General features: G+C 37.3%; 17 protein-coding genes. 5 read left to right on the forward strand and 12 right to left on the reverse strand.

Annotation, left to right across the window (positions count from 1 at the left end; all coding sequences use genetic code 11):
• The first annotated feature begins 14 nt into the window (after window positions 1–14).
• The 3 genes from AW165_RS00140 (at window position 15) to AW165_RS00150 (ending at window position 1884) form a co-directional block, all read left to right on the forward strand.
• Window positions 15–923, forward strand: coding sequence for a pseudouridine synthase (locus AW165_RS00140; RefSeq protein ID WP_060464646.1), 909 nt, complete (start codon window positions 15–17; stop codon window positions 921–923).
• A 110-nt stretch (window positions 924–1033) separates the two neighbouring features.
• Window positions 1034–1342 carry a type II toxin-antitoxin system RelB/DinJ family antitoxin gene (locus AW165_RS00145; RefSeq protein ID WP_005068595.1) on the forward strand — a complete coding sequence of 103 codons (309 nt, stop codon included), beginning with the start codon at window positions 1034–1036 and terminating at the stop codon, window positions 1340–1342.
• A gap of 98 nt (window positions 1343–1440) precedes the next feature.
• Window positions 1441–1884: a GNAT family N-acetyltransferase gene (locus tag AW165_RS00150; protein ID WP_002122286.1), complete on the forward strand. Its 444-nt coding sequence runs from the start codon at window positions 1441–1443 to the stop codon at window positions 1882–1884.
• Here AW165_RS00150 and AW165_RS00155 read toward each other — a convergent pair.
• Window positions 1877–2581, reverse strand: a complete 705-nt coding sequence (locus AW165_RS00155) for a pseudouridine synthase (RefSeq protein WP_060464647.1) — start codon at window positions 2579–2581, stop codon at window positions 1877–1879. The genes AW165_RS00150 and AW165_RS00155 overlap by 8 nt on opposite strands.
• A 102-nt stretch (window positions 2582–2683) precedes the next feature.
• The gene (locus AW165_RS00160) at window positions 2684–2902 is read right to left on the reverse strand and encodes a hypothetical protein (protein ID WP_060464648.1); all 219 of its coding nucleotides are present in this window, start codon (window positions 2900–2902) and stop codon (window positions 2684–2686) included.
• A gap of 250 nt (window positions 2903–3152) precedes the next feature.
• On the opposite strand from AW165_RS00160, the gene AW165_RS00165 reads away from it, so the two are divergent.
• Window positions 3153–3605, forward strand: coding sequence for a DUF441 domain-containing protein (locus AW165_RS00165; RefSeq protein WP_032012958.1), 453 nt, complete (start codon window positions 3153–3155; stop codon window positions 3603–3605).
• Window positions 3606–3664: 59 nt separating this feature from the next.
• Here AW165_RS00165 and AW165_RS00170 read toward each other — a convergent pair whose 3' ends face one another.
• From AW165_RS00170 to AW165_RS00180, 3 genes are all read right to left on the reverse strand, one after another.
• Complete coding sequence (locus tag AW165_RS00170) at window positions 3665–4585, reverse strand: LysR family transcriptional regulator (RefSeq protein ID WP_002122195.1); 921 nt, start codon at window positions 4583–4585, stop codon at window positions 3665–3667.
• Between the two features lie 288 nt (window positions 4586–4873).
• The gene (locus tag AW165_RS00175) at window positions 4874–5671 is read right to left on the reverse strand and encodes a DUF4198 domain-containing protein (RefSeq protein ID WP_060464649.1); all 798 of its coding nucleotides are present in this window, start codon (window positions 5669–5671) and stop codon (window positions 4874–4876) included.
• A 152-nt stretch (window positions 5672–5823) separates the two neighbouring features.
• On the reverse strand, window positions 5824–6252 hold the full coding sequence (locus AW165_RS00180) for a hypothetical protein (RefSeq protein WP_060464650.1): 429 nt from the start codon (window positions 6250–6252) through the stop codon (window positions 5824–5826).
• 225 nt (window positions 6253–6477) lie between these two features.
• Between AW165_RS00180 and AW165_RS00185 the strand changes: the two genes are divergently transcribed.
• Entirely contained in the window at window positions 6478–7677 is a 1200-nt protein-coding gene (locus AW165_RS00185; RefSeq protein ID WP_060464651.1) for an MFS transporter, read from the forward strand.
• 26 nt (window positions 7678–7703) lie between these two features.
• Here the strand turns inward: AW165_RS00185 and AW165_RS00190 are convergent, their stop codons facing one another.
• From AW165_RS00190 to AW165_RS00220, 7 genes are all read right to left on the reverse strand, one after another.
• Complete coding sequence (locus tag AW165_RS00190; RefSeq protein WP_060464652.1) at window positions 7704–8687, reverse strand: ion transporter; 984 nt, start codon at window positions 8685–8687, stop codon at window positions 7704–7706.
• Window positions 8688–8803: 116 nt separating this feature from the next.
• The gene (locus AW165_RS00195) at window positions 8804–9238 is read right to left on the reverse strand and encodes a hypothetical protein (protein WP_005068573.1); all 435 of its coding nucleotides are present in this window, start codon (window positions 9236–9238) and stop codon (window positions 8804–8806) included.
• Between the two features lie 230 nt (window positions 9239–9468).
• Complete coding sequence (locus AW165_RS00200; protein ID WP_060464912.1) at window positions 9469–12108, reverse strand: bifunctional aconitate hydratase 2/2-methylisocitrate dehydratase; 2640 nt, start codon at window positions 12106–12108, stop codon at window positions 9469–9471.
• Between the two features lie 253 nt (window positions 12109–12361).
• The gene (locus tag AW165_RS00205; RefSeq protein WP_081410476.1) at window positions 12362–12724 is read right to left on the reverse strand and encodes a hypothetical protein; all 363 of its coding nucleotides are present in this window, start codon (window positions 12722–12724) and stop codon (window positions 12362–12364) included.
• Window positions 12725–12859: 135 nt separating this feature from the next.
• Window positions 12860–14095 carry a lactonase family protein gene (locus AW165_RS00210; protein ID WP_060464653.1) on the reverse strand — a complete coding sequence of 412 codons (1236 nt, stop codon included), beginning with the start codon at window positions 14093–14095 and terminating at the stop codon, window positions 12860–12862.
• Between the two features lie 271 nt (window positions 14096–14366).
• The gene (locus AW165_RS00215; protein WP_060464654.1) at window positions 14367–18875 is read right to left on the reverse strand and encodes a translocation/assembly module TamB domain-containing protein; all 4509 of its coding nucleotides are present in this window, start codon (window positions 18873–18875) and stop codon (window positions 14367–14369) included.
• Between the two features lie 26 nt (window positions 18876–18901).
• Window positions 18902–21637 carry an autotransporter assembly complex protein TamA gene (locus tag AW165_RS00220; RefSeq protein ID WP_017385429.1) on the reverse strand — a complete coding sequence of 912 codons (2736 nt, stop codon included), beginning with the start codon at window positions 21635–21637 and terminating at the stop codon, window positions 18902–18904.
• Window positions 21638–21643: the final 6 nt, after the last annotated feature.

The raw sequence follows: 21643 nt of genomic DNA on the forward strand, positions 1-21643 counted from the left end.
ATTTACACTTTTTTATGTCTAGTCCGAACGATTTTTTGCCACCTATGATTGATGGTGTAAGCGCAAGCCAAGTTTATCTTCCTCCACAAAAAGACACTCAAACGATTTATGAGTATCTATGTGGTCACTTTGCACATATTAGAACAGATGAGTGGAAACAAAGATTTGAAGACGGGCTTATTTATGGGGCAAATGGACAAAAACTAACATTAGATAGTCCATACCAAAGTAATACGCATATTTTTTATTATCGATTTCTTGCTTATGAAGTCCACGTTCCATTTGAACATCGGATTTTATTTGAGAATGATGATTTACTGGTGGTCGATAAACCTCATTTTTTAACGATTAGCCCCACTGGACAATATGTTCAAGAAACACTTTTAGTCCGACTAAAAAAACAAACAGACAATGAATTTTTAACCCCTATTCATCGCTTAGACCGTGAAACTGCTGGCGTGGTTCTATTTTGCAAACGGGTTGAGTCGCGCGGTCTTTACCAACAATTATTCGCAGAGCGCCAAGTCAATAAAATTTATCACGCTGTTGCACCTTATAAAAAAGATTTAACTTTTCCTCAAACCTTACATTTGCATTTAGATAAAGGTCATCCTTTTTACACCATGCAGGTTATAGAAAATGTGAAAGCCAATACTCAGACTTATATTGAGCTTATCGAGCACAATCAGATTTGGGCAAAATATCGCTTAACCCCAACAACTGGGAAACAGCACCAACTTCGAGTGCATCTTAATTACCTAGAAATTCCGATTAAAAATGATCCATTTTATCCAGTAGTTCAGCACAAAGCTGAGGATGACTTCTCGGAACCATTACAGCTTCTGGCGAAGCATATTTCATTTACAGACCCCCTCACAAAAGAGGGAATGTCTTTTAATTCCGAGTTTGAATTGACATTGTAATGTAACCGTAATGACAAAAAGATTATTTTTTATGCCAAAAAGCATTGAAATTACATTGCGATGGTTTAAAATAAATTCCTAAAAATTAAAATCATTTGGTTTTGTTATTCATGCGAAAAACAGAAGTTTATCAGGTTCGACTTGACTCCCAAGAAAAAAAGCAGGCTTTTGCTGTTTTTAAACAACTGGGAATTACCCCTGCCCAAGCAGTACGACTTTTTTTTAAACAGGTCGTATTAACTAAATCTATTCCTTTTGCTATCGAAAATCAGAATATTAATATGGAACAATTATTAAAACTGAGAAAAGCAAAAGCATCTTCATTAAACCAAAACTCATCAACTATAGCTGAAGATGATGACCATGAAGATTTATTTGAAGAGTTGAATGCCCTTCTTGGTGAAAGCGACAAAACTTAACACTGTTGCATTTATAAACAAGTTTTAACGTCAAAAAGCTCTTTTTTTCGTTATGCTCTCTTTGTAAAAACATAATGATAAGTTACAAGGAGTGCCAAATGATCGTTAGACGAGCGACTTTTGAAGATTTAGAGCAACTCGCCGTTTTATTTGATGAATACCGCCAATTTTATGGGGCCTCTTCTAATTTTAATGAATCACTTCACTTCCTAAAACAACGTTTTGAGAATAGAGAAAGTGTGTTCTTCATTCATATTAAAGACGATAAAATTACGGGTTTTATTTTACTCTATTTAGGTTTTTCTTCAGTTGCTTGTTCAACTTACTATATCTTAGATGATGTCTATGTTACGCCTGTTTTTCGTCGTCAAGGTTCTGCTAAACAGCTAATCGATACAGCAATCTTATTTGCAAAGCAAGAGAATGCTTTGCGGATTAGTTTGGAAACTCAAAGCAACAATCATGAATCTCATCGCTTATATGAACAAATGGGATTTATTCGAGATAGTGAGTTCCAAACTTTTCATTGTTTTCTCAAATGATATTTTGAGCGAGCTGTTTTTGTTGTTCAGATAAATAAACCCACTCACCATCTTCAAGTTCAGGTAAAACCAATTGCCCGACTTGATGGCGATGTAATGCTTCTACTTTATTTCCCACAGCTGCAATCATTCTTTTTACTTGATGATAAACACCTTGATGAATCGTCATGGTTAATTGATGCGTTTCTAATATCGCTACATCCGTTGCAGCGAAAACGCCTTTTTCTTGATGTAGACTCACACCTTGGCTCAGCATTTCAATTTGCTCAGGTGTAACCGGATCTATGGTCGTAACATGATAAACCTTTGGAACATGCTTACGGGGATGAGTTAAAGCTTGAAGATATTTACCATCATCGGTAAGCAAAAGTAAGCCAGTTGTATCTTGATCTAGACGGCCAATGGCTTGCACACCACGTTGAATCATAATTTCGGGTAAAAGGCTAAATACGCTTTGATGATGATGGGGCTGGTGTGAACACTCAAAACCTTTCGGTTTCTTTAACGCAAGGTAAACTTTTTCTCGATATTGATAAGTTTCCCCAAAAAGAGAAAACTCTAAATTTTCTGGAGAGAATTGCTTTTTAAGGTCACTTACAACCTCTCCATCAACACTTACAGATCCGTTTTTTATTAACTGCTGACAATATTTACGAGAACCAAACCCTTGTGATTGTAAAATTTTTTCCAGCAGCATGAAGTTTTCTCATTAGAACTAAGCTGTTATTTTAACGTAGTTTCCATTTTTTACTAAACACTACTCGCTACTGTTTTCATCTACTTGAACTAGTTCGCACCCTTAATCTTCAACGACTCGATAAATATTTTCGTTCTGTTCGCTTTCAAATAATAATTCTGTAGTAGGCAAAATAATTTCATTATCAACAATAATATGCTCAATTCGTTGGCTTAGTTTTAAAGATTCATTTTCATGTTCCACTAAATTTTTCTTTAGTTGTGCTTTTGCATCATGAATCTTATCAAACTGATCTTTGATCTTGATATCTATAATGTCCATAAAAATATCCCGTACTCATGAGTAATGATTATTTTTATATCATAATTTTTAAATACGATAATTTTTAACTTGTTAATTTATATAACATTGTGTCCATGCGTAACTAAAAATTAAAACTCCTTATCATTGAGAGATATACACTCAATTTTTAATTAAGAAGAGCCGAAATCAGCTGTATCTTTTAAAGCTTTCACATTCCAACTCTTAAATATTATACAATTCCATTTATTTATAATGCCCTCCGCTCGCCATGCTTGCCCAATTTGATGTTAATTTAATTGTTCTACTCGTTCTGCTTGTCTGCGGCTTATTAAGTCAAAATGCAGCTGTAACTATTGCAGCAGGTGTGTTGATTGTCGTTAAAATCACACCATTAAATGAGTTTTTCCCTTATATTCAAGCTCATGGTCTTAATTTAGGAATTCTTATTTTAACCATTGGCGTACTCACTCCAATTGCCAGTGGGAAACTCAGTGGAGAGAGTATTTTAAAATCCTTTATTAGTGTTAAGTCTATTATGGCTATCGCAATTGGCCTGTTAGTCGCCTGGCTAGGTGGTCGCGGAGTAAAACTAATGTCGAGCCAACCTGACGTGGTTGCAGGTTTACTAATTGGTACAGTTGCTGGCGTCGCCTTACTCCGTGGTGTACCAGTCGGTCCTCTAATTGCAGCAGGCTTACTCTCTTTATTTATTGGCAAATAAAAAATCAACATGAAAAAGGTGCAATAAAGCACCTTTTTAAGACTAGGCTAAATTATTTTTTAGCCAGAATAATAGGCGTTTCGCTTTAGAGAGAACTTTTCTAACTGCTTTAAAAAGCCTTCAAAATAACTTTTCTCTTTTTCTTCAGTTCGGTAGCCCGCATATAAAGTTCGTCTTAAACCTGTAGGAGAAACACAATCTAAACGACGACTAGTAACCCACCCCTTTTGTTCATACTCATTCACTACCCAATCAGGTAAAGCAGCAATACCTCGTCCACTTGCAACAAGTTGAATAAGCATTTGGGTTAAATCGGTTGTCCGTATTTGTTTAGGCTGGATATTCGCAGGAATGAAAAGTTTAGACATAATATCTAAACGGTGCTTATCTACCGGATAAGTAATTAAAACTTCTTCGGCCAACTCTTGAACTGTAATATTTTCAGCCCGCACCAAAGGGTGAGTATTTGATAAGACTAACCGTGACTCATATTCAAAAATCGGAAAATACTCAATTCCTTTTAACGCGATTGGGTCAGCTGTAATCAATAAATCAAATTCTGCATTTTGTAAGAGTTCATGTGGATTAGCTTCAAACCCCGAAGCAAAGTCTAAATCGACGTCAGGATATTGCTGGCGATACTGATTTAATAAAGGCATTAACCAGTCAAAGCAACTATGGCATTCCGATGAAAAAATAATTCTACCTGTCTGTCCATGCACAATACGTGTGATATCACTATGTGTAATCTGGATTTGTGGTAAAACATCATCAGCCAATTTTAATAAGCGCTGTCCAACATTAGAAAAACTAACAGGTCTACTTCGACGATTAACTACTTCTACTCCATACCAATGATCTAATTCTTTTAATTGATGAGAAATAGCAGATGGCGTTAAACAAAGATCATTTGCTGCCGAAACTAATGAACCATGCTCGCGTAAAGCAACTAGAGTTTTAAGGTGGCGTATTTCTAACATGGGCCCAAGCCTAAAAAACAGATTTATCTATAAATGGTTAAAGCTCATCTTTGCTTTTCCATAAAAATTTCGACAAATCCTTATTAATGAATTTTATTCACTTTAACATAAAATTAGTTAGTTTGTCTCAACATGAATTTTATTTTATTATCTTTTACTTGCAATGAATTTTTATTTCCTCTGAAACTAAAGTGAAATTAAACGTTTTAATGAAGTTTTTTTAATGAGCAAGAATATGAAAACTAAAAATAGGCCTAATAAAGACCTATTTTTATAAAACACTAAAAACTATTGCGCTAAAACATTTAAGCTAATAATCGTATAACTCTGATCTTTAGGTTTTAATTTCAAATTTAGAGGAGCTGTTACTTCTACTAAATACTCTCCAGCTTTTGGAAACGTAAGCTCAACTTGACCGTTGCTTTCTGCCTTAAACTGCTGCGCTTGCTTGTCAGTTGCACCCTTTTCTCTTAAATTCACTTCAGCATAAGCTAAAGGTTGTCCTTTTTCAGTTATGGTTAATTTAACAGGTTGAGCAGCTTTAATCTGGTTTGGATGTACAGAGAAACTAACTTTAATCGGTGTATTCGGAAGCTGAATATCTGAAACTTTTCCTTTAGAAAGATAACTCTGCAATATCCACTCACGTGTTACTTGTTCTGTTTTAATTGTTTTTGTTTTAAGGTCAGTCGGAATCAAATATTCACGTTCTGCTTTCGGTGGAGTTTTATCAGCTGGCATATCAAAAAATAAATACCATGCTTTTTGGTCGTATACATATTTCAAAGGATAACTTGCCTGTGTTTGGACAATGTATGTGCCTTCTTCAGGTAAATCTATATCAAAAACAGTTACAGACTTATGCAGAGCTTCTGAGTTGACGGTTTTAAGCTCATTTTTAGGTGTAATTACAGTAAGCTTAGCATCCTTTAAAGCATATTCACTATTTAATGCTTCTTCAGCATAACCAGCAATTACAGGTACTTGGGTTTGTTCTGTTTTATAAGCTACAGGAGCTACATAAGGTTCGTGAGCAAAGCCTGTTGTACATATCAATGCAAGTCCCGTCATTAGAAATCTATTCATTATTACAAAATCCTGTTATACGCAAAGTTAAAAATTTCAGACAAAATATAAGCGGATACAGTATACACAAATAAAAATAATTCTTATTATCATTAATAAATTTAATTTTATACAAAAAAAGACCCGAAGGTCTTTCCTTATTTAATTTGATTTTATTGCTGCTTCATCTTTGGAAATGTTTGCTCGAAATCAATTAGCTTATAGCTTTTTACTAAATCATCTGGTCCGTAAGATACTTCGTATGAAGTTTCTTTACCATTAAAATATGCTTCTGTCGGAGTCCCAAATACTTCCCAAAGGCCGATTGAAGCCACATCTGCTACACCATGACCAAAAGCTCTGCCGACTTTCACCCACTTTGAATAACCTTGTTGAAAAGTATAGATCTCAACGCGTGTTCCATCACGGTATTCTGAAAGTACAGGCGCACCAAACTCGGCAATCACATAATTACGAGAACTGCCTGGATTTAGAACATTTAAATTTTTTTTACTTGGTTGATTACCCGCCATAAATACTGCGCAACCAGACATAGATAACATGGCCACACCCATAAGGCAGGTAATAAATAATTTTCTCACGTTTTAGCATCTCTATTTTTAGATATTTATACAAATTGTTGTAATGCTTAAAGTATTACGCGGTAATCATATATAATTTTTAAAAGTTTTTCGATGAATTAATCTATATAAAATTTAAATTTACTTCATTTGAATATGTAATCATTCCCTCAATATTTTAGTTTTTTATTATTCTGTTCTCTTTTCCCTTATACTTCTCTTTTTTGTGTCTTCCCTTAACTTATTATGGCGTCCCCGCAATCTCCTCTTTCCACACCTCAACATTACTCTCTCTTTTTAGCAATTTTCTCACTCGCTGTAGGTGGTTTTTGTATTGGAACCACTGAATTCGTCGCAATGGGATTGATTCAGGAAATTGCAAATAATTTAAATATTACAGTACCTGAAGCTGGTCACTTTATTAGTGCCTATGCATTGGGTGTAGTTATTGGTGCTCCTATCATCGCAATTCTTGGAGCTAAAGTAGCTAGGAAAACTTTATTGCTCGGCTTAATGCTTTTTTATGGTGTTGCGAATGCCTTTACTGCTTTAGCTCATACACCTGAAACTATTTTAGTCTCACGTTTCATTGCAGGTTTACCACACGGAGCATATTTTGGAGTCGGTGCGTTAGTTGCAGCTGAACTAGCGGGTCCGTCAAGAAGAGCTTCTGCAGTTGCCCAAATGATGATGGGCCTTACGGTGGCAACAGTAATTGGAGTTCCTCTAGCAACTTGGTTAGGCCAAAACTTTGGTTGGAGAGCAGGTTTTGAGTTTTCAGCAACTATTGCTTTCGTCACTTTAATTGCTGTTGGCTTCTTTGTACCCAATATCCCAGTTCAAGCTACTGCCAGGATAAAAACTGAATTAGCTGGCCTTAAAAATATCAACATGTGGTTAACACTAGCAGTAGGTGCAATCGGTTTTGGAGGCATGTTTTCAGTTTATAGCTATGTTTCACCAATTTTGACTGAATACACACAAGTTAATATCCAAATCGTCCCTATCGCTTTAGCTATCTGGGGTATTGGTATGGTTATTGGTGGTTTAGCAGCAGGATGGCTTGCAGATAAGAACCTCAACAAAACTATAGTGGGTGTATTAATTAGCTCAGCTATCGCTTTTGTTGTCGCTAGTTTTTTAATGAGTAATATCTATACTGCCATCGCATCTTTATTCTTAATTGGTCTCACGGTAATGGGGTTAGGTGGAGCATTACAGACTCGTCTAATGGATGTCGCAGGTGACGCCCAAACTTTAGCTGCCTCACTCAACCACTCTGCATTTAATATGGCCAATGCATTAGGTGCATTTTTAGGGGGCTGGGTACTCAGTCACCAAATGGGTTGGATCGCTCCAATCTGGGTAGGTTTTATTTTAAGCCTTGGCGGTCTGGTTATTTTACTTATCGCATTTGCAGTAGAAAAAGCCAGCAAAAAAGCTTAATTAAAGAAAAGGCTAACTTATTACTTCTAATCAGTTAGCTTTCCACCACAGTGTGGGCAATAACATTTTTTCTCTCGGACGGACTCTTCTTCCTCTAATACTTTTTCACGCATAATTTGAATAATCAGGTTATGCGCTTGCTCTTTTGGCAATCCTACTTTTTGACGGACCCGCTCAATTTCAACTTCATCATGTAAAATATCAATACCTCGTGCTTGAAGTAGCTCACGAAACTCTTGCTCTAGTCTTTGATTCCGTTGATTAAGCTCATTTGCAAGTCCAGACGCCAAAATACCAGCAGGCAATGCTGCAATACCCACACCTAAAATAGTAATAAGCGCCCCTAATAACTTTCCTAGGCTAGTTACAGGAGTGACATCGCCATACCCTACTGTAGTTAAAGTAACCACTGCCCACCACATAGATTTAGGTATTGAACTAAAAGCTTCTGGCTGAGCTTTGTTTTCAACCACATAAATTCCAGAAGCAGTCATAATAATCATGATAATTAAAATAAAGATAACTGCTTGAAAAGATCCCTTCTCGCGTTTAATCACACATAACAATATCTGTAGTGAGATGAAATAGCGTGTTAATTTTAATAAACGAAGTAGACGTAAAATCCGAAGCATACGAAGATCGATTCGTACAAAGAAATTCAGGTAAGCTGGCAAAATTGCCATCAAATCAATAATTGCTTCCCCACTTTTCATCCAATTCAAGCGAGTTTTCCATGCGGATTGTGTCGTATCTCGATCTGCAACACTCCACAACCTTAATAAATACTCAATACTAAAAATTGCGATTGAAATATTCTCAAAGTAGTCAAACCAAATACGATAATTTGAGTACAAATCATTTACTGTTTCTAATAAAACAGCAGCGACGTTACCAATAATTAAAATAACTAAAAAATAGTTAATGCATTTACTTACCGTCGTTTCATAGTCATGGTTATGAAGATTATTATAAAAAAACTTACGTAATCCCTTCCAAGCTGAATTATGCATATTGATCTGACCACTTAATATTGTAGATATAGTAAGCTCATCGCCTCTATTCACCAATATCGTCTCTAACAATTTTTGTTTTACTTACCCCAATATTTGAGCCTTAATTTTTTTCATCAATTCGTGGCTACACATCGAAATTCATTCTCTTCCCACCACATCACATCATAGATGCCTGGATGCGATTTTAAGATAATATTTATATAATTTTGCAACACCATAATATGATGAGTAATATCAATTTTTCTAAATAGAAATTTTCTTAAAATCGGAGTATTTGGAGAAATAAAAATTGCGAATCCATTACTATATTCTTCATAAACACTAATTCCGAGATACATTGTTATTTCAGCTAAGGGAATCTCAATTTCCCACCCCCAGCTTTCACTATATAACTCTACATTTAAATGATATCTATTCTTTAATATACTAAAAATATATTGTGCAATATCTTCAGTTTTTTGAACTAAAATACCACCTTCATCAGCATAAGTTTTTTGGTCATATAATTGATAATCATCAAATTTAAATTCAACAATTGTCTTTAGCATTCTTAAGTTCCCTATATAAAATACTCATATTTTTTTTAATTATTTTCAAGTTCGTTCAAATATTTTAAAACAAAAATCAATTTAATATCTAGAGTAATATTTATTTTTACATTTTCATTAAATAAAATTTGATCTATTTATTATTTTCTAAGTCTAATAATGTACAAAGTCTCATTTAAAATAAAAAAGGAGCTGAATAATCAGCTCCTTTTTTGTACTAAATCGACATATTAAGTCAATTGAGCAGCTTGGATTTTCTTAGTATCAACTTGATCAGCTTCTTTAGTATATTCGCTCATCTTGTCGAAGTTTAAGTATTTGTAGATGTCAGCAGAAGCGCTGTCGATTTGCGACGCGTACTGTTGATATTCTTCTGGGCTTGGTAATTTACCAAGAACCGCAGCTACAGATGCAAGCTCAGCAGACGCCAAGTAAACGTTTGCGCCTTGACCTAAACGGTTCGGGAAGTTACGAGTAGAAGTCGATACACAAGTTGTGTTCGGCGCTACACGTGCTTGGTTACCCATACATAATGAACAGCCCGGCATCTCTGTACGTGCACCAGCACGGCCATAGATGTTGTACAAACCTTCTTCCATTAATTGGTGCTCGTCCATACGAGTTGGTGGAGCCAACCATAAACGAGTAGACAATGAACCACCAGGTACTTTGTCAAGTAACTGACCAGCTGCACGGAAGTGACCGATGTTAGTCATACAAGAACCGATGAATACTTCATCAATCTTGTCGCCTTGTACTTCAGAAAGAAGTTTCGCGTCATCTGGATCGTTCGGGCAGCAAAGAATTGGTTCTTTGATGTCAGCTAGATCGATTTCGTAAACTTTTAAGTATTCAGCATCAGCATCAGCTTTTAACAAGCTTGGGTTATCTAACCACTTCTGCATGTTTTCAGCACGACGAGCAAGTGTACGTGCATCGCCATAACCTTCTGCAATCATCCACTTCAACATGGTGATGTTAGAACGTAAGTATTCAGCAACTTTCTCTTCAGAAAGTGTAATTGAACAGCCAGCAGCAGAACGTTCAGCTGACGCATCAGAAAGTTCGAATGCTTGCTCAACAGTCAAGTCATTTTCCATTTCTGATAAATCGATCTCAAGGATACGACCAGAGAAGATATTTTTCTTACCTTTCTTCTCTACAGTTAAATCACCCGCTTGAATTGCGTAGTAAGGAATTGCATGTACAAGGTCACGTAAAGTGATACCAGGTTGCATTTTACCTTTAAACTTAACAAGTACAGATTCAGGCATATCAAGTGGCATAACACCAGTTGCTGCTGCGAACGCAACAAGACCAGAACCCGCTGGGAATGAAATACCGATTGGGAAACGAGTATGTGAGTCACCACCAGTACCTACTGTATCTGGAAGTAACATACGGTTTAACCAAGAGTGGATAATACCGTCACCTGGACGTAAAGATACACCACCACGGTTCATGATGAAGTCAGGTAATGTATGGTGAGTTGTTACATCAACTGGTTTTGGATACGCAGCAGTGTGACAGAAAGACTGCATTACCAAGTCAGATGAGAAGCCCAAGCATGCTAAGTCTTTTAACTCGTCACGAGTCATTGGACCTGTTGTATCTTGAGAACCAACTGTAGTCATTTTAGGTTCACAGTAAGTTCCTGGACGGATACCTTGACCTTCTGGTAAACCACATGCGCGGCCAACCATTTTTTGAGCTTGTGTAAAGCCTTTGCCAGTGTCAGCAGGTTGTACTGGAGTACGGAACAATGTAGAAGGTGCAAGACCTAATTCTTCACGTGCTTTAGCAGTTAAACCACGGCCAATGATCAAGTTAATACGACCACCAGCACGTACTTCGTCTAAAAGTACTGGAGTTTTAAGATCTGCTTCAGAGATTTGTACACCATCTTTAAAAGCAGTTACTTTTGCAGCAGCATGGTCAATTTTCAATACTACTTCGTCGCCCATGTTCATGTTAGCAACGTCGATTTCTACAGGTAATGCACCTGCATCTTCCATAGTATTGAAGAAAATTGGAGCAATCTTAGAACCTAAGCACACACCACCGTCTTTTTTGTTTGGAATGTGTGGAAGTTCATCACCAAAGAACCAAAGAACAGAGTTAGTTGCAGATTTACGGCTTGAACCTGTACCAACAACGTCACCTACGTAAGCAACTTGATTGCCTTTCGCGATAAGTTCTTTAATTTGGCTTAATGGACCAACTTCACCTGGTTTTTCAGGGTTGATACCATCACGCTCGTTTTTCAACATTGCATTTGCGTGTAATGGAATGTCTGGACGGCTCCAAGCATCTTGAGCTGGAGACAAGTCATCAGTGTTTGTTTCACCAGTTACTTTGAACACAGTGATTTTGATTTCTTCTGGAACGTCAGGACGGCTAGTGAACCATTCTGCTTCAGCCCAAGATTGTAAAACAGCTTTAGCAGCTTCATTACCAGCTTTTGCTTTATCTGCTACATCATGGAATGCATCAAATACAAGAAGAGTTTTCTTTAATGCTTCAGCAGCTAAACCTGCAAGTTCAGCATTGTCAAGAAGTTCAACAAGTGGTGCTACGTTATAACCACCTAGCATAGTACCAAGTAAGTAAACTGCACGTTCTTTAGAAACGAGTGGTGAAGTTGCTTCGCCTTTTGCAATCGCTGCCAAGAATGCTGCCTTTACGTAAGCTGCTTGGTCAACACCTGCAGGAACACGGTTTTCAAGCAAATCTACCAAGAACGCTTCTTCGCCTGCTGGTGGATTTTTTAATAGTTCAACAAGCTGAGCTGTTTGAGCGTCATCAAGTGGCTTCGGTGGGACTCCGAGTGCGGCACGTTCTTCAACGTGTTGGCGGTAAGCTTCTAGCACGGTGTTCATTCCTCTTTTTTTGAAAAATTACTTGCAAATTCCAGCTTTCTTAAAAGCTTCACAAGTAATATGGACTACAAAAGTTTACTAGAGTTCAAGGTAAAAGTTAATGAGCGCGGGGTGTTTCTCCGTGATGCCCATTATTTTGTATCTAAATACCTGTGTTTAAATAATGAGCATATTAGGCGAAATTGAGCTATTTTTAAGCAAAAAGAGCTTCAGCCAGATGAAAATTCAATAACCTCAACCACAATTAGAATGATTTATATTTTGGCATTTTGTCATGAGGGGTTACCAAACATTCATCCATCATTTGCTTTCTAACTTTTTCTTGAATTGCTTGAGGATCTTTTGTCAGTTCTTCTTTTGGAATTACATAAACTTTTTCAATAACATTAAGAATGAATTTTTTAGTTATCTCATCTTCAATTTTATTTGCATGCTCAACTGCCTGCGTTTTTTCGATTGCTTGCTGACGATCAAAAACAATACTTCTTGCAGCATTTCCTACGCTAGTACAAAAGCCATGCCACTGCTCTTCTGGTGTTAATGGTTTCTTTTCCGAACAACCAACAAAGAGCAAACTCATTGCAATCAATAAAATCTTTTTCATCATTTCACTACACTAATTATTGCTGTCCATATCATACGGAAAATCATCGTTTTTGCCAAAACTGCTATAAAAAAACCGAGATAACAAAATCTCGGTCTTTTGTATTAAGCATTAGAAATGCCTGTTTCATGATTTGAATTAATTAAAGAATTTGATATCCGTAGGTGTTGATATTTTTGCTGCATCGCCAGCTGGTTTTAAGGTGCCATTTTTTGCATCAAAACGGAATAAACTAATATTATTAGTATAAACATTGGTTACATATAGGTATTTACCAGTTGCATCGAATGAGAAAGCACGTGGTTCGATACCATTCGCTTTATAAACAACTGGCTTAGCTAGCAATCCATTCTGTTGGATTTTAAATACTAAAAGTTTATTGTCTGCACCTCGATTGGCAGCAATCACATATTTACCATTTGGGCTAAGGATAATTCCACTCGCACTCTTAAATTCAGGTGTTTTATCCTCGTGGATTAGTTTTAGCTCAGCCACTTTTTTCAAATGACCATCTTGCACGTTAAATGTCACAATTTCACTTCGCATTTCTGCGGTAACATACGCATGTTTGCCATTTGGTGAAAAGACCATATGACGCGGGCCAGAACCATGTGTAAAAGTTACATCGCGGTTGGTATCCGCTTCAAGTGGCTGAGCCTTGTTCGGGTTATAACGAAACGCATAGACTTTGTCATTTCCAAGATCACTAGCATATAAATACTTACCATCCGGACTAAAAGTTGTGGAATGAGCATGTCCACTTTCTTGGCGGCCTTTGACGTGGCCAGAACCTTCCTCAAAAACAATATTTTGTACTTTTTCACCCAAATGGCCATTTGATAAAATTGGCAAAACAGCTACACCACCACGGCCTTTATCGAACGCTGAATAGTTCGACACAAACAGGAACTTACCATCTAAACTAATTGTTGCATGTGTTGGATGTCCACCATGACTATCCACTGTGTTCAACACTTCCACCTTTCCATTTTGAATAGATAATGCGGTTACCGCACCTTCGTTTTCTTCATTAGTGGTATATGCAAAACGACCATCTTTCGATTTCACAATCCAAGAAGGACTTTTCATTTTCAGCACTTTAACAGGAGTTAAAGTTCCATCCTTATTCACTTGAAGCTGGTATAAGCCTTCACTAGCTTGTTTTGGTTTTTGCGCAAGCGGTGCATTAGGAATTGATGTCCATGTTCCTACTAAAGCAATTTGTTGTTGTGCAGCATTTACGGTGGAGCACCATCCAAATGACAAGAGCGTCAATGACAATGTTGCTGTTAATTTTTGAATTAGGCCACGATATTTAACGTTGATATCGTTTTCCTTGCCATTTTTAATTTCAACATAAGTATCTATATTCACTACTATATCCTTGAAAAAACCCACCTTATTTGCATTTATCAACAAGGTATATCAATCTAATTTCATTTAATGTTTCTGAAAACTAATTTATAAAACAGCAATTTTCAAGTGAATTTTCTTTAATCAATACCTATCCAAGGCTTCTTTACTCTTAAGAGAAGCGATACTTTAAATCATAAATACTAAACTTTTTTAAATGTTATGAAGACGTTATTAAATTAAAAGCCCACAATAGTGAGCTCTTAATTCATTCATTATTAGTTTCAACTAACTAAAAGCGCCAGTTGTAGAAAAGATCGATTGCTCTTTCTAGAGATTGACTTGCTTCTAAATATAAACGTCGATTCATTTGATAACGTAAAGTGAGTTTGTTTACAGGAGTAAACACCCCAACACCATAGCGAATAAACAGATCTGGTGTGATATAACCCGTTAAACTCACTTGCGTATCATCACCTGTACCTTGTGCATCTAAAGCTAAACCGCTCAAACCAAACGTACGTCCAATCTGGTTAGTTAAAGCACGTGTACCACCCAAGCCCATACTAATACCCGCAGCAGCAATGGTGTTGTTTACATCAGATTTAAAACCTTCTGCATTACTCAAGCCACTCGAACCTTCATTAATACGACCAGTCACAAGCGCATTTAATGCTTCTTGCTCAGATAGACCTGCATCGTTATAGACCTGAATGTTTGGTGATGTCGCAGTACCTGTAACACGTACCCCAACCATGCTTCCCTGAACATTTTTGTTCGCATCGATATCTAAAGTCGGGTTAGCTAATGGTCCATTAAAACGGGCAATTGCTCGGTTCAAGTCTAGACTTTGTCCATAAGCTTCAATTTTCACTTTTTGGCTAACACCAATCGCCCCATTAGCTCTCATTGCAGTCTCATAGCCACGTTGGCTTAAGTTGAGACGACCAACCAACGGAATATTACTGTTAAAGCCTTGGAAGATAACTTGTTTTCCAATATTAACAGAAATGTCAGCTCGAATATCCCAAGGTTTAGCGGCCCGTAAAATTGCAAGTGGATCTTGACCTTGACGCACGATGCGAACATCTGATGACGTATTAATGATTGGAGCAGTTGTTTCTGGCATTGAAATACGTGCACGAGGAACATCTACAGATCCTTTTAAGCTTAACCGCTTATCGAAAGGATACATATCAAGTGTCAGATTCGGATTGGCAATTGCGGTAATTAATGGTGCTTGACGTACCAGTAAATTATCACCTTTAAGATTTAATTGAAGGCGTGGCGCATCTTTCCACTCAAAACTACCTTTAAGCAAGCCTACACCTTGCCCACTATTAAATGCTCCATCAATTGTTGCCATATCCTGACGAATTGATGAATACACCTGCACATTAGTTAGATTTACTGGCAAAGAAATCATACTGATCGCACCATTTTTCAGGCGCATTTCACCAGTAAATTGAGGTTGAGTTAATGTACCGTTGACTTTACCAGCCAAGGCTAACGTCCCACTCATTGAGCGAACATCTTGAATAAATGGTTTCAAGACTTTTAATTGAACATCATTAAAGGCCACTTCACCATGCATTGGCATTGATGACTGGAATGGGTTGATAATAACATTCGCGTAGCCCGTACCAATATCTGGTGTTTTCACATCAACACGGAATAACAGACCCTCTGATACACTTTTTGCAATTACCCCTAACTCATCATAAGCCAAAGTCGTTGCAGGATCTTGTGGATCTTCAGCAGCTAAACCGATTTCACCTTTACGCGTAATTAAACGCGCATCAAGTTTTGGATTACCGCCATTTACCCACGATGCCTTAGCGTAACCATTTAATTGTCCAGTCATCGCTAAGCCTTCTGGCATAAATGCCGCGAAGTCGCTTAAATCCATGTTCTGAGTTACAAAAGAAATATTACCTCGTGCTTTACTCACTCGGACAGGCTGATCAAAACAGAGCTGACTATTGGTACTTTGCCAGCAATGTTGGCCCACATATAGCTCAGATTTCGCCGAAGAAAAAATTACTGGAGCATTTTGATTTTGTGCCAGACGAATTCGTCGTGAATCAAAACTTCCTTTCTGGATTTGACCTAACCAATCATTCTTTTGATTAAATCCACCTGCCAACTGAACATAGAACTTGGAAACACTATTATTGCCAAGTACTTTCAATAAATGTGCTTTTCTTGTTCCTGTCAAATTCACTTCAGCAGACTGGATTTCTCTATTTCCGCTACGTAGATTATTTAATTTTGCGGTTAATTGAGTCGGTGTTGTTTCCGATGTTGGAAGCTCACCCTGAATACTCAATCTCTTCACACTTACAAGTGTATTAAAAGCAAAATTATCTACGGCAATATTCGCTGTTGCTTTTAAACGTGGTTGTGATTGAACATTCAAATCACCATAAGCTCGACCGCGCAGTCCCGGATATAACTCGTAGAGTGCTGGCGCATTCAGCTTAATTTTTAGATTTTGTGCATTGCCAGTAGCTTGTAGCTGGTTCTGTCCATACACTAAAAATAAGTTATTCGCTTCAAATTGCTGAGGTAAAAAGCCATTTTGATTAGAATCCATCAATAGAGATAGATTACCCTTACCCCGAACAGGTTTATTATTTAAAAAGCCTGCAAGATTCAATTGTTGAATATTAATTCGCTTCAAGTGATCAGACCAAACCCCTTGAGTTTTCAGATTTCCTGAAATTTCACCTTTAACAGTTGAGGCAAAATATTGAGGTTTAAAGCGTACTAATGAACTATTAATATCCCATGCAATGCGGTCTTTTAAATTGACAGAACCAGTAGCATAGATTTTTCCAGCCACACCATCGTGTTGTAATTGGCTAATTCGAATAAAATCTGGCGTGCCCGCTATAGAAAACTTCAACAAACCATTTGCCTGTTTTAAGGCTTTTAAAGACCCGTCATAATTAACCGCAAAGCCTTTAAAACCGCCCCCAGCTTTAACATCATGAAATAATAATGCTGCTGTACTTTTTCCACCTAAACTTACAGTTTCTTGACCTGCTTGAGCCAATCGACCAGTTAAATCAATTTTCTCAAACTGAATAATTTGCTGGTTTGGTTTAGCGAAACCATTTGCCTTAATCGAACCATTTAATAGATTGACCGGCGCTGCTGCATGAATACTTTGCGGATTAAAATCTTTTGCATTTAATAAAGCATTCCAAGCCAACTGTCGTTTTTCAGTAGGCAATAGAACTTTAGCCTGACCTGTTAAGCTACCTTTTTCAGCAGCAAAACTAAAATTAGGCACATTTAAGATATTATCTTTAACATTCAGGTTGGCTAGATATTGTCCTGCTGGCAATAAAGTTTTTTCATGCTGATATACTTTTGTAGCAACCTTAATATCTTGTTGACCGTCACGTAATGTTAAATCGACTTGACCATTATCACTACTTAACCATCCAATATAAGGCATTGCACGGTCTATATTCGCCCACGCCACATTCATGAGCATTGGTTGAGGTTTATTATTCTTTTCAGGCGCCTGATTAAGCTTGAGTTTCCAAGACTCATAACGGTCAAAATCAACGTTAGCAAATACTTCTGTGCCTTTTTCCAAAGAACCAGTTGAAGCAATAGCAGCATCTAAACTTGGTGGTAAAAAGTCTTGAACCACCTGTGGAATCGCTTTGTCTTTAGGATTAATGCGATCTAAACGACCTTTGATGTCCCAAGTCACATGATCTTTCCAATTCACCAGACCTTTAAGATTAACGGCACCTTTCATAACTTGGCCATTGAAATCGGTAATATTAAGCTGATGAACTAAATCAGTATTCATTAAAGCGTTGTACTGACCTTCAGGTAAATTCTCACCCTTTAAATCTGTATCAAGTGCCAAATTAAGCTGTTTAATATCACCTTGAAACTTGATCACACCATTTTTTGCAAATAGTTTTTGTTCTTGTAGCAAAGGTAAATGATAGTTTTTTAATAATAGTTCACCTTGCATTGGAACTTCATCGCGAACAGGATGCAATATTACCCAACCTGTTAATAGATCGGGAGTGGTTGTTGCAACCCCAGCTTTTATAGTATCTAAACTTCCCCGAGCAGCCACTTTAATATTTTGAATATTTAAACTTTTTAAAGATGGGATTCTTAAATCTGCTGTGGCATCTAATGGATATTTACCACTGAAATCCATTTTACCTGTTGCGTTGTGGACCGAAAGATAGCCCATATCCATACTAGATTTTTCAAATTCCAGTTTGGTCTCTGACCAAAGTGCATCCTGCAAATGAACGTCATGAAAACTTACATCTGAGGTTGCCAACTTAATTTCTAAATGATCAACATCACCTTCATCTATACGTAAAACAAAAGGCAATTTGATTGGTTTAAATTCAAACGGTTTACCAGAGGGCGGAGTTTTATTAATAATACGTAAGTTGCGTACATCTGCATGGCTTAAATGTACTTCTTTTTCTAATAATAAAGAACGCCATCCTAAGCCTACATCAGCTCGATCTAATGAAACATCGACATCTTTTAATTGCACCAACACATTTTTGAGAATAATGCCCCGCAATAAGTTCCCGCCTTCGTATTCATATTTAATTATTTTCTGAGCTTCTAAAACCCGATCTAATAAAAAACGGCTTCCGCGATCCGTTGACATCATGATGACTAACGAAGAAGCCAATAATAACAATATGATCAATATCGTCAGTAAGAAGCTACGCAAAATGCGACGCTTCTTCTTAGGAGAGCTTGGTGCCGAAGTGGGCTGCTGTTCTACTTCCGCCATAAAATAAACCTAATAAAATTTTATTTTTAAAGTTGTGGGCCTATAAAGAAATGTAAACGAATCGGATGGTTCTCATCTGAAATACCCGAAGCTACATCTAAACGGATTGGGCCGATTGGAGACTTCCAGCGAATTCCGACACCAACGCTATAAGCTGCTGGATTACTGAAATCTTTATCATAAGCATTACCAAAGTCAGAGAAAACAGCTGCTCGCCATCCGTCTTTGAACTGATAGTTATATTCTAAAGAGCCTACAGCTAAAGCTTGGCCCCCAATTTTATATCCATCTACTTCTGGTGAAAGACTTTTATAGTCAAATCCACGAATTGTTTGGTCACCACCCGTAAAGAATCTAAGATTGTATGGAACTTTGTCAAAATCATCTGTAAAAATATAACTAAGATCAGATCTTCCGACGAATTGGTGATCATCATTTTCACCTAGAGAATAAATAAATCTCCAGCCTGCACTCGCAATTGCCATATTGGCATCTGACAATAAACTCTCGCTGCCTAATTCTAATTTATAAGTTTGTTTAAAAGCTTTTGTTGGGTTTAAACGTGTATTACTTGAAGTTTTAGATGTTTCATAACTAAACAATAATGCTTCTTGCTCAGATGCAGCTGTTTTAAAAGCATCTGGTAATTCAGAAATATCAACATTACCTTTTTGGGTCAAACGGTCTAAACGATAACGAACACCAATAGTATGCTGCCAATTACCTAATGGACGTTTGATTACGCGCTCCCCGCCCACAACAGCAGATTCGGTTAACAGGCTTACATCCGGACCGATATCATCCCGTGTTTCACGCTCATAACCGCCAACGATATTAAAATAGTCATTTAACGGATGTTTATAGGGAATACTATATCGACCATCAATCGATTGACGAATTTCAGAAACTTCTAAGTTGGCATCAAAAGAATGACCATATTTATTTACGATAGAACGGCGATATTGACTACGTAAACGCGCCCCCGTATCGGTTCCATAACCAATACCAGTTTCCAAACTATTTAGCTTGTCAGCATTTAAAGTCACAATAACTGGAATTCTTTTTGTTTCACGTGCTTGAGCTTGTAAACGATCCTGTTCAGTTTCCTGTTCATCATGCTGAGCTGCGGCACTTTGCAACATCGCAGTTTGAGGCTCTGCCTGTTTTGCATTTTGTGTTCCAGCAAACTGTTTTTCATCGACTACGTTTTGCGTAACTTCTTTATTGGATGTCGCTAATTGACGAGCTTTTGCAAGTTGTCGTTGTTCTGGTGAAAGTAAATTAGACTCATCAACATCAATATTTTGCTCATCGACCAAAGCTTGTAAATCTGGTGGTAGCTCAAGTGGCTTTTCAATTGGGTCTGGTTTAATGCTATCAACCAAGGTGTAATTAAAATAACGTGAGTTGGTTAGGTTATTCGCGAGCACATTTACACGCCAGAAAGCATAGTCATCACCCTCTTTCCAAGGCGCCATACTTTCTAAGATATTTTGATTTAATGGCAAAGGTTTCGAAGGATCGCTCATACGAAACTCGACCTTATCTAATTTATAACGCTCACCTGTCTCGTAGCGTAAATTAATATCGGCCTTATTTTCTGGCTGACTTACTTTTACATCATGCAATCGCCAATAAGCATCAAAATAACCGTTATCAGATGCTGCATCGACAATACGGGTTTTAGTGGTTTCATATAAACCGTGGTTAAAAATATCACCCACATCTTGATCAGGAACTAAGCGAATAACCTGAAATTGCGGCTGCTTTTCGCCTGGACCTGTAAACTCAATATTTTGCTCATTAATTCGTACTGGTTCATTTGGTGTCACTCTGACACGAACACGACTCGGACTTAATTTTTCAAATCGGAACTCAGCATTATAGTAGCCAACAGCTTGAGCAGCCTGATTACTTAATGTTCTAAGCTGAGGTAAAGCAGCATTAAAGTCTTCAAAAGATTCTTGAGTAAAAGTTGACAACTTACCTTTAATATTTTTAGCTAACACATCTGAAGCACCTTCTACCTCTGCGCTAATACGCGGTACTTGTTCCATCGGAATTGCACGCGGTGGACGTACTTTATTTAAAATACGCTTAAAGAAACCAGCTTGCTCAGGCGGTTCTTCGGCCTCTGGTGTCAATTCAGGCAGTGTTTTTCCAGTCTCATTGGCTTCAACTACAATCTTACTATCAGACTTAATCTCTTGCATAAGCTGATCAATATTTACAGGTGCCTGATTAATTTGATTTAATTCAGATTGAGTTGCATCGCTTACAGTAACTTCAGGGAGTTTCTGAGTCCCATTTTGAAAGTTCTGTGCTTCATTCTTCGCTTCTTCCGCTACCCTATAAATTTCATTTGCCATGTTTTGATCAACAGGCATATCGGGTAAATCTTCAAGATTATCAAGAGTAATTGGCTTAAATTCATCAATTTGATTTGGAAATTGTTCTTGTTGTTGCAATATAGCCAAGCTATCTTGTTGCTGCTGAGCTTGGGTTACAAGTGTAGCGATATCTGTAACTGGAGCAGTATATTGCTCGTTAACCTGAGCTGATTGTTCAGTTGACTCATCAGATACTGTCTGGTTTAAAGTTGTTGATGAACTATTCTCAACAGAAGTTTGAGCAAAACTTGGCGTTACGCAAACGCTTAACAACAAGCTGCTACAAATAAGTTTAGGAATGCCCTGCATTTTTAAAATTAAATGCATAGAATGTGAGAGAGTTGACTGTTTAAACTTAATTTTAGAAGGCATAGAAAA

The organism is Acinetobacter sp. LMB-5 (assembly GCF_001541635.1).
In the GTDB taxonomy this organism is placed as follows: domain Bacteria; phylum Pseudomonadota; class Gammaproteobacteria; order Pseudomonadales; family Moraxellaceae; genus Acinetobacter; species Acinetobacter pittii.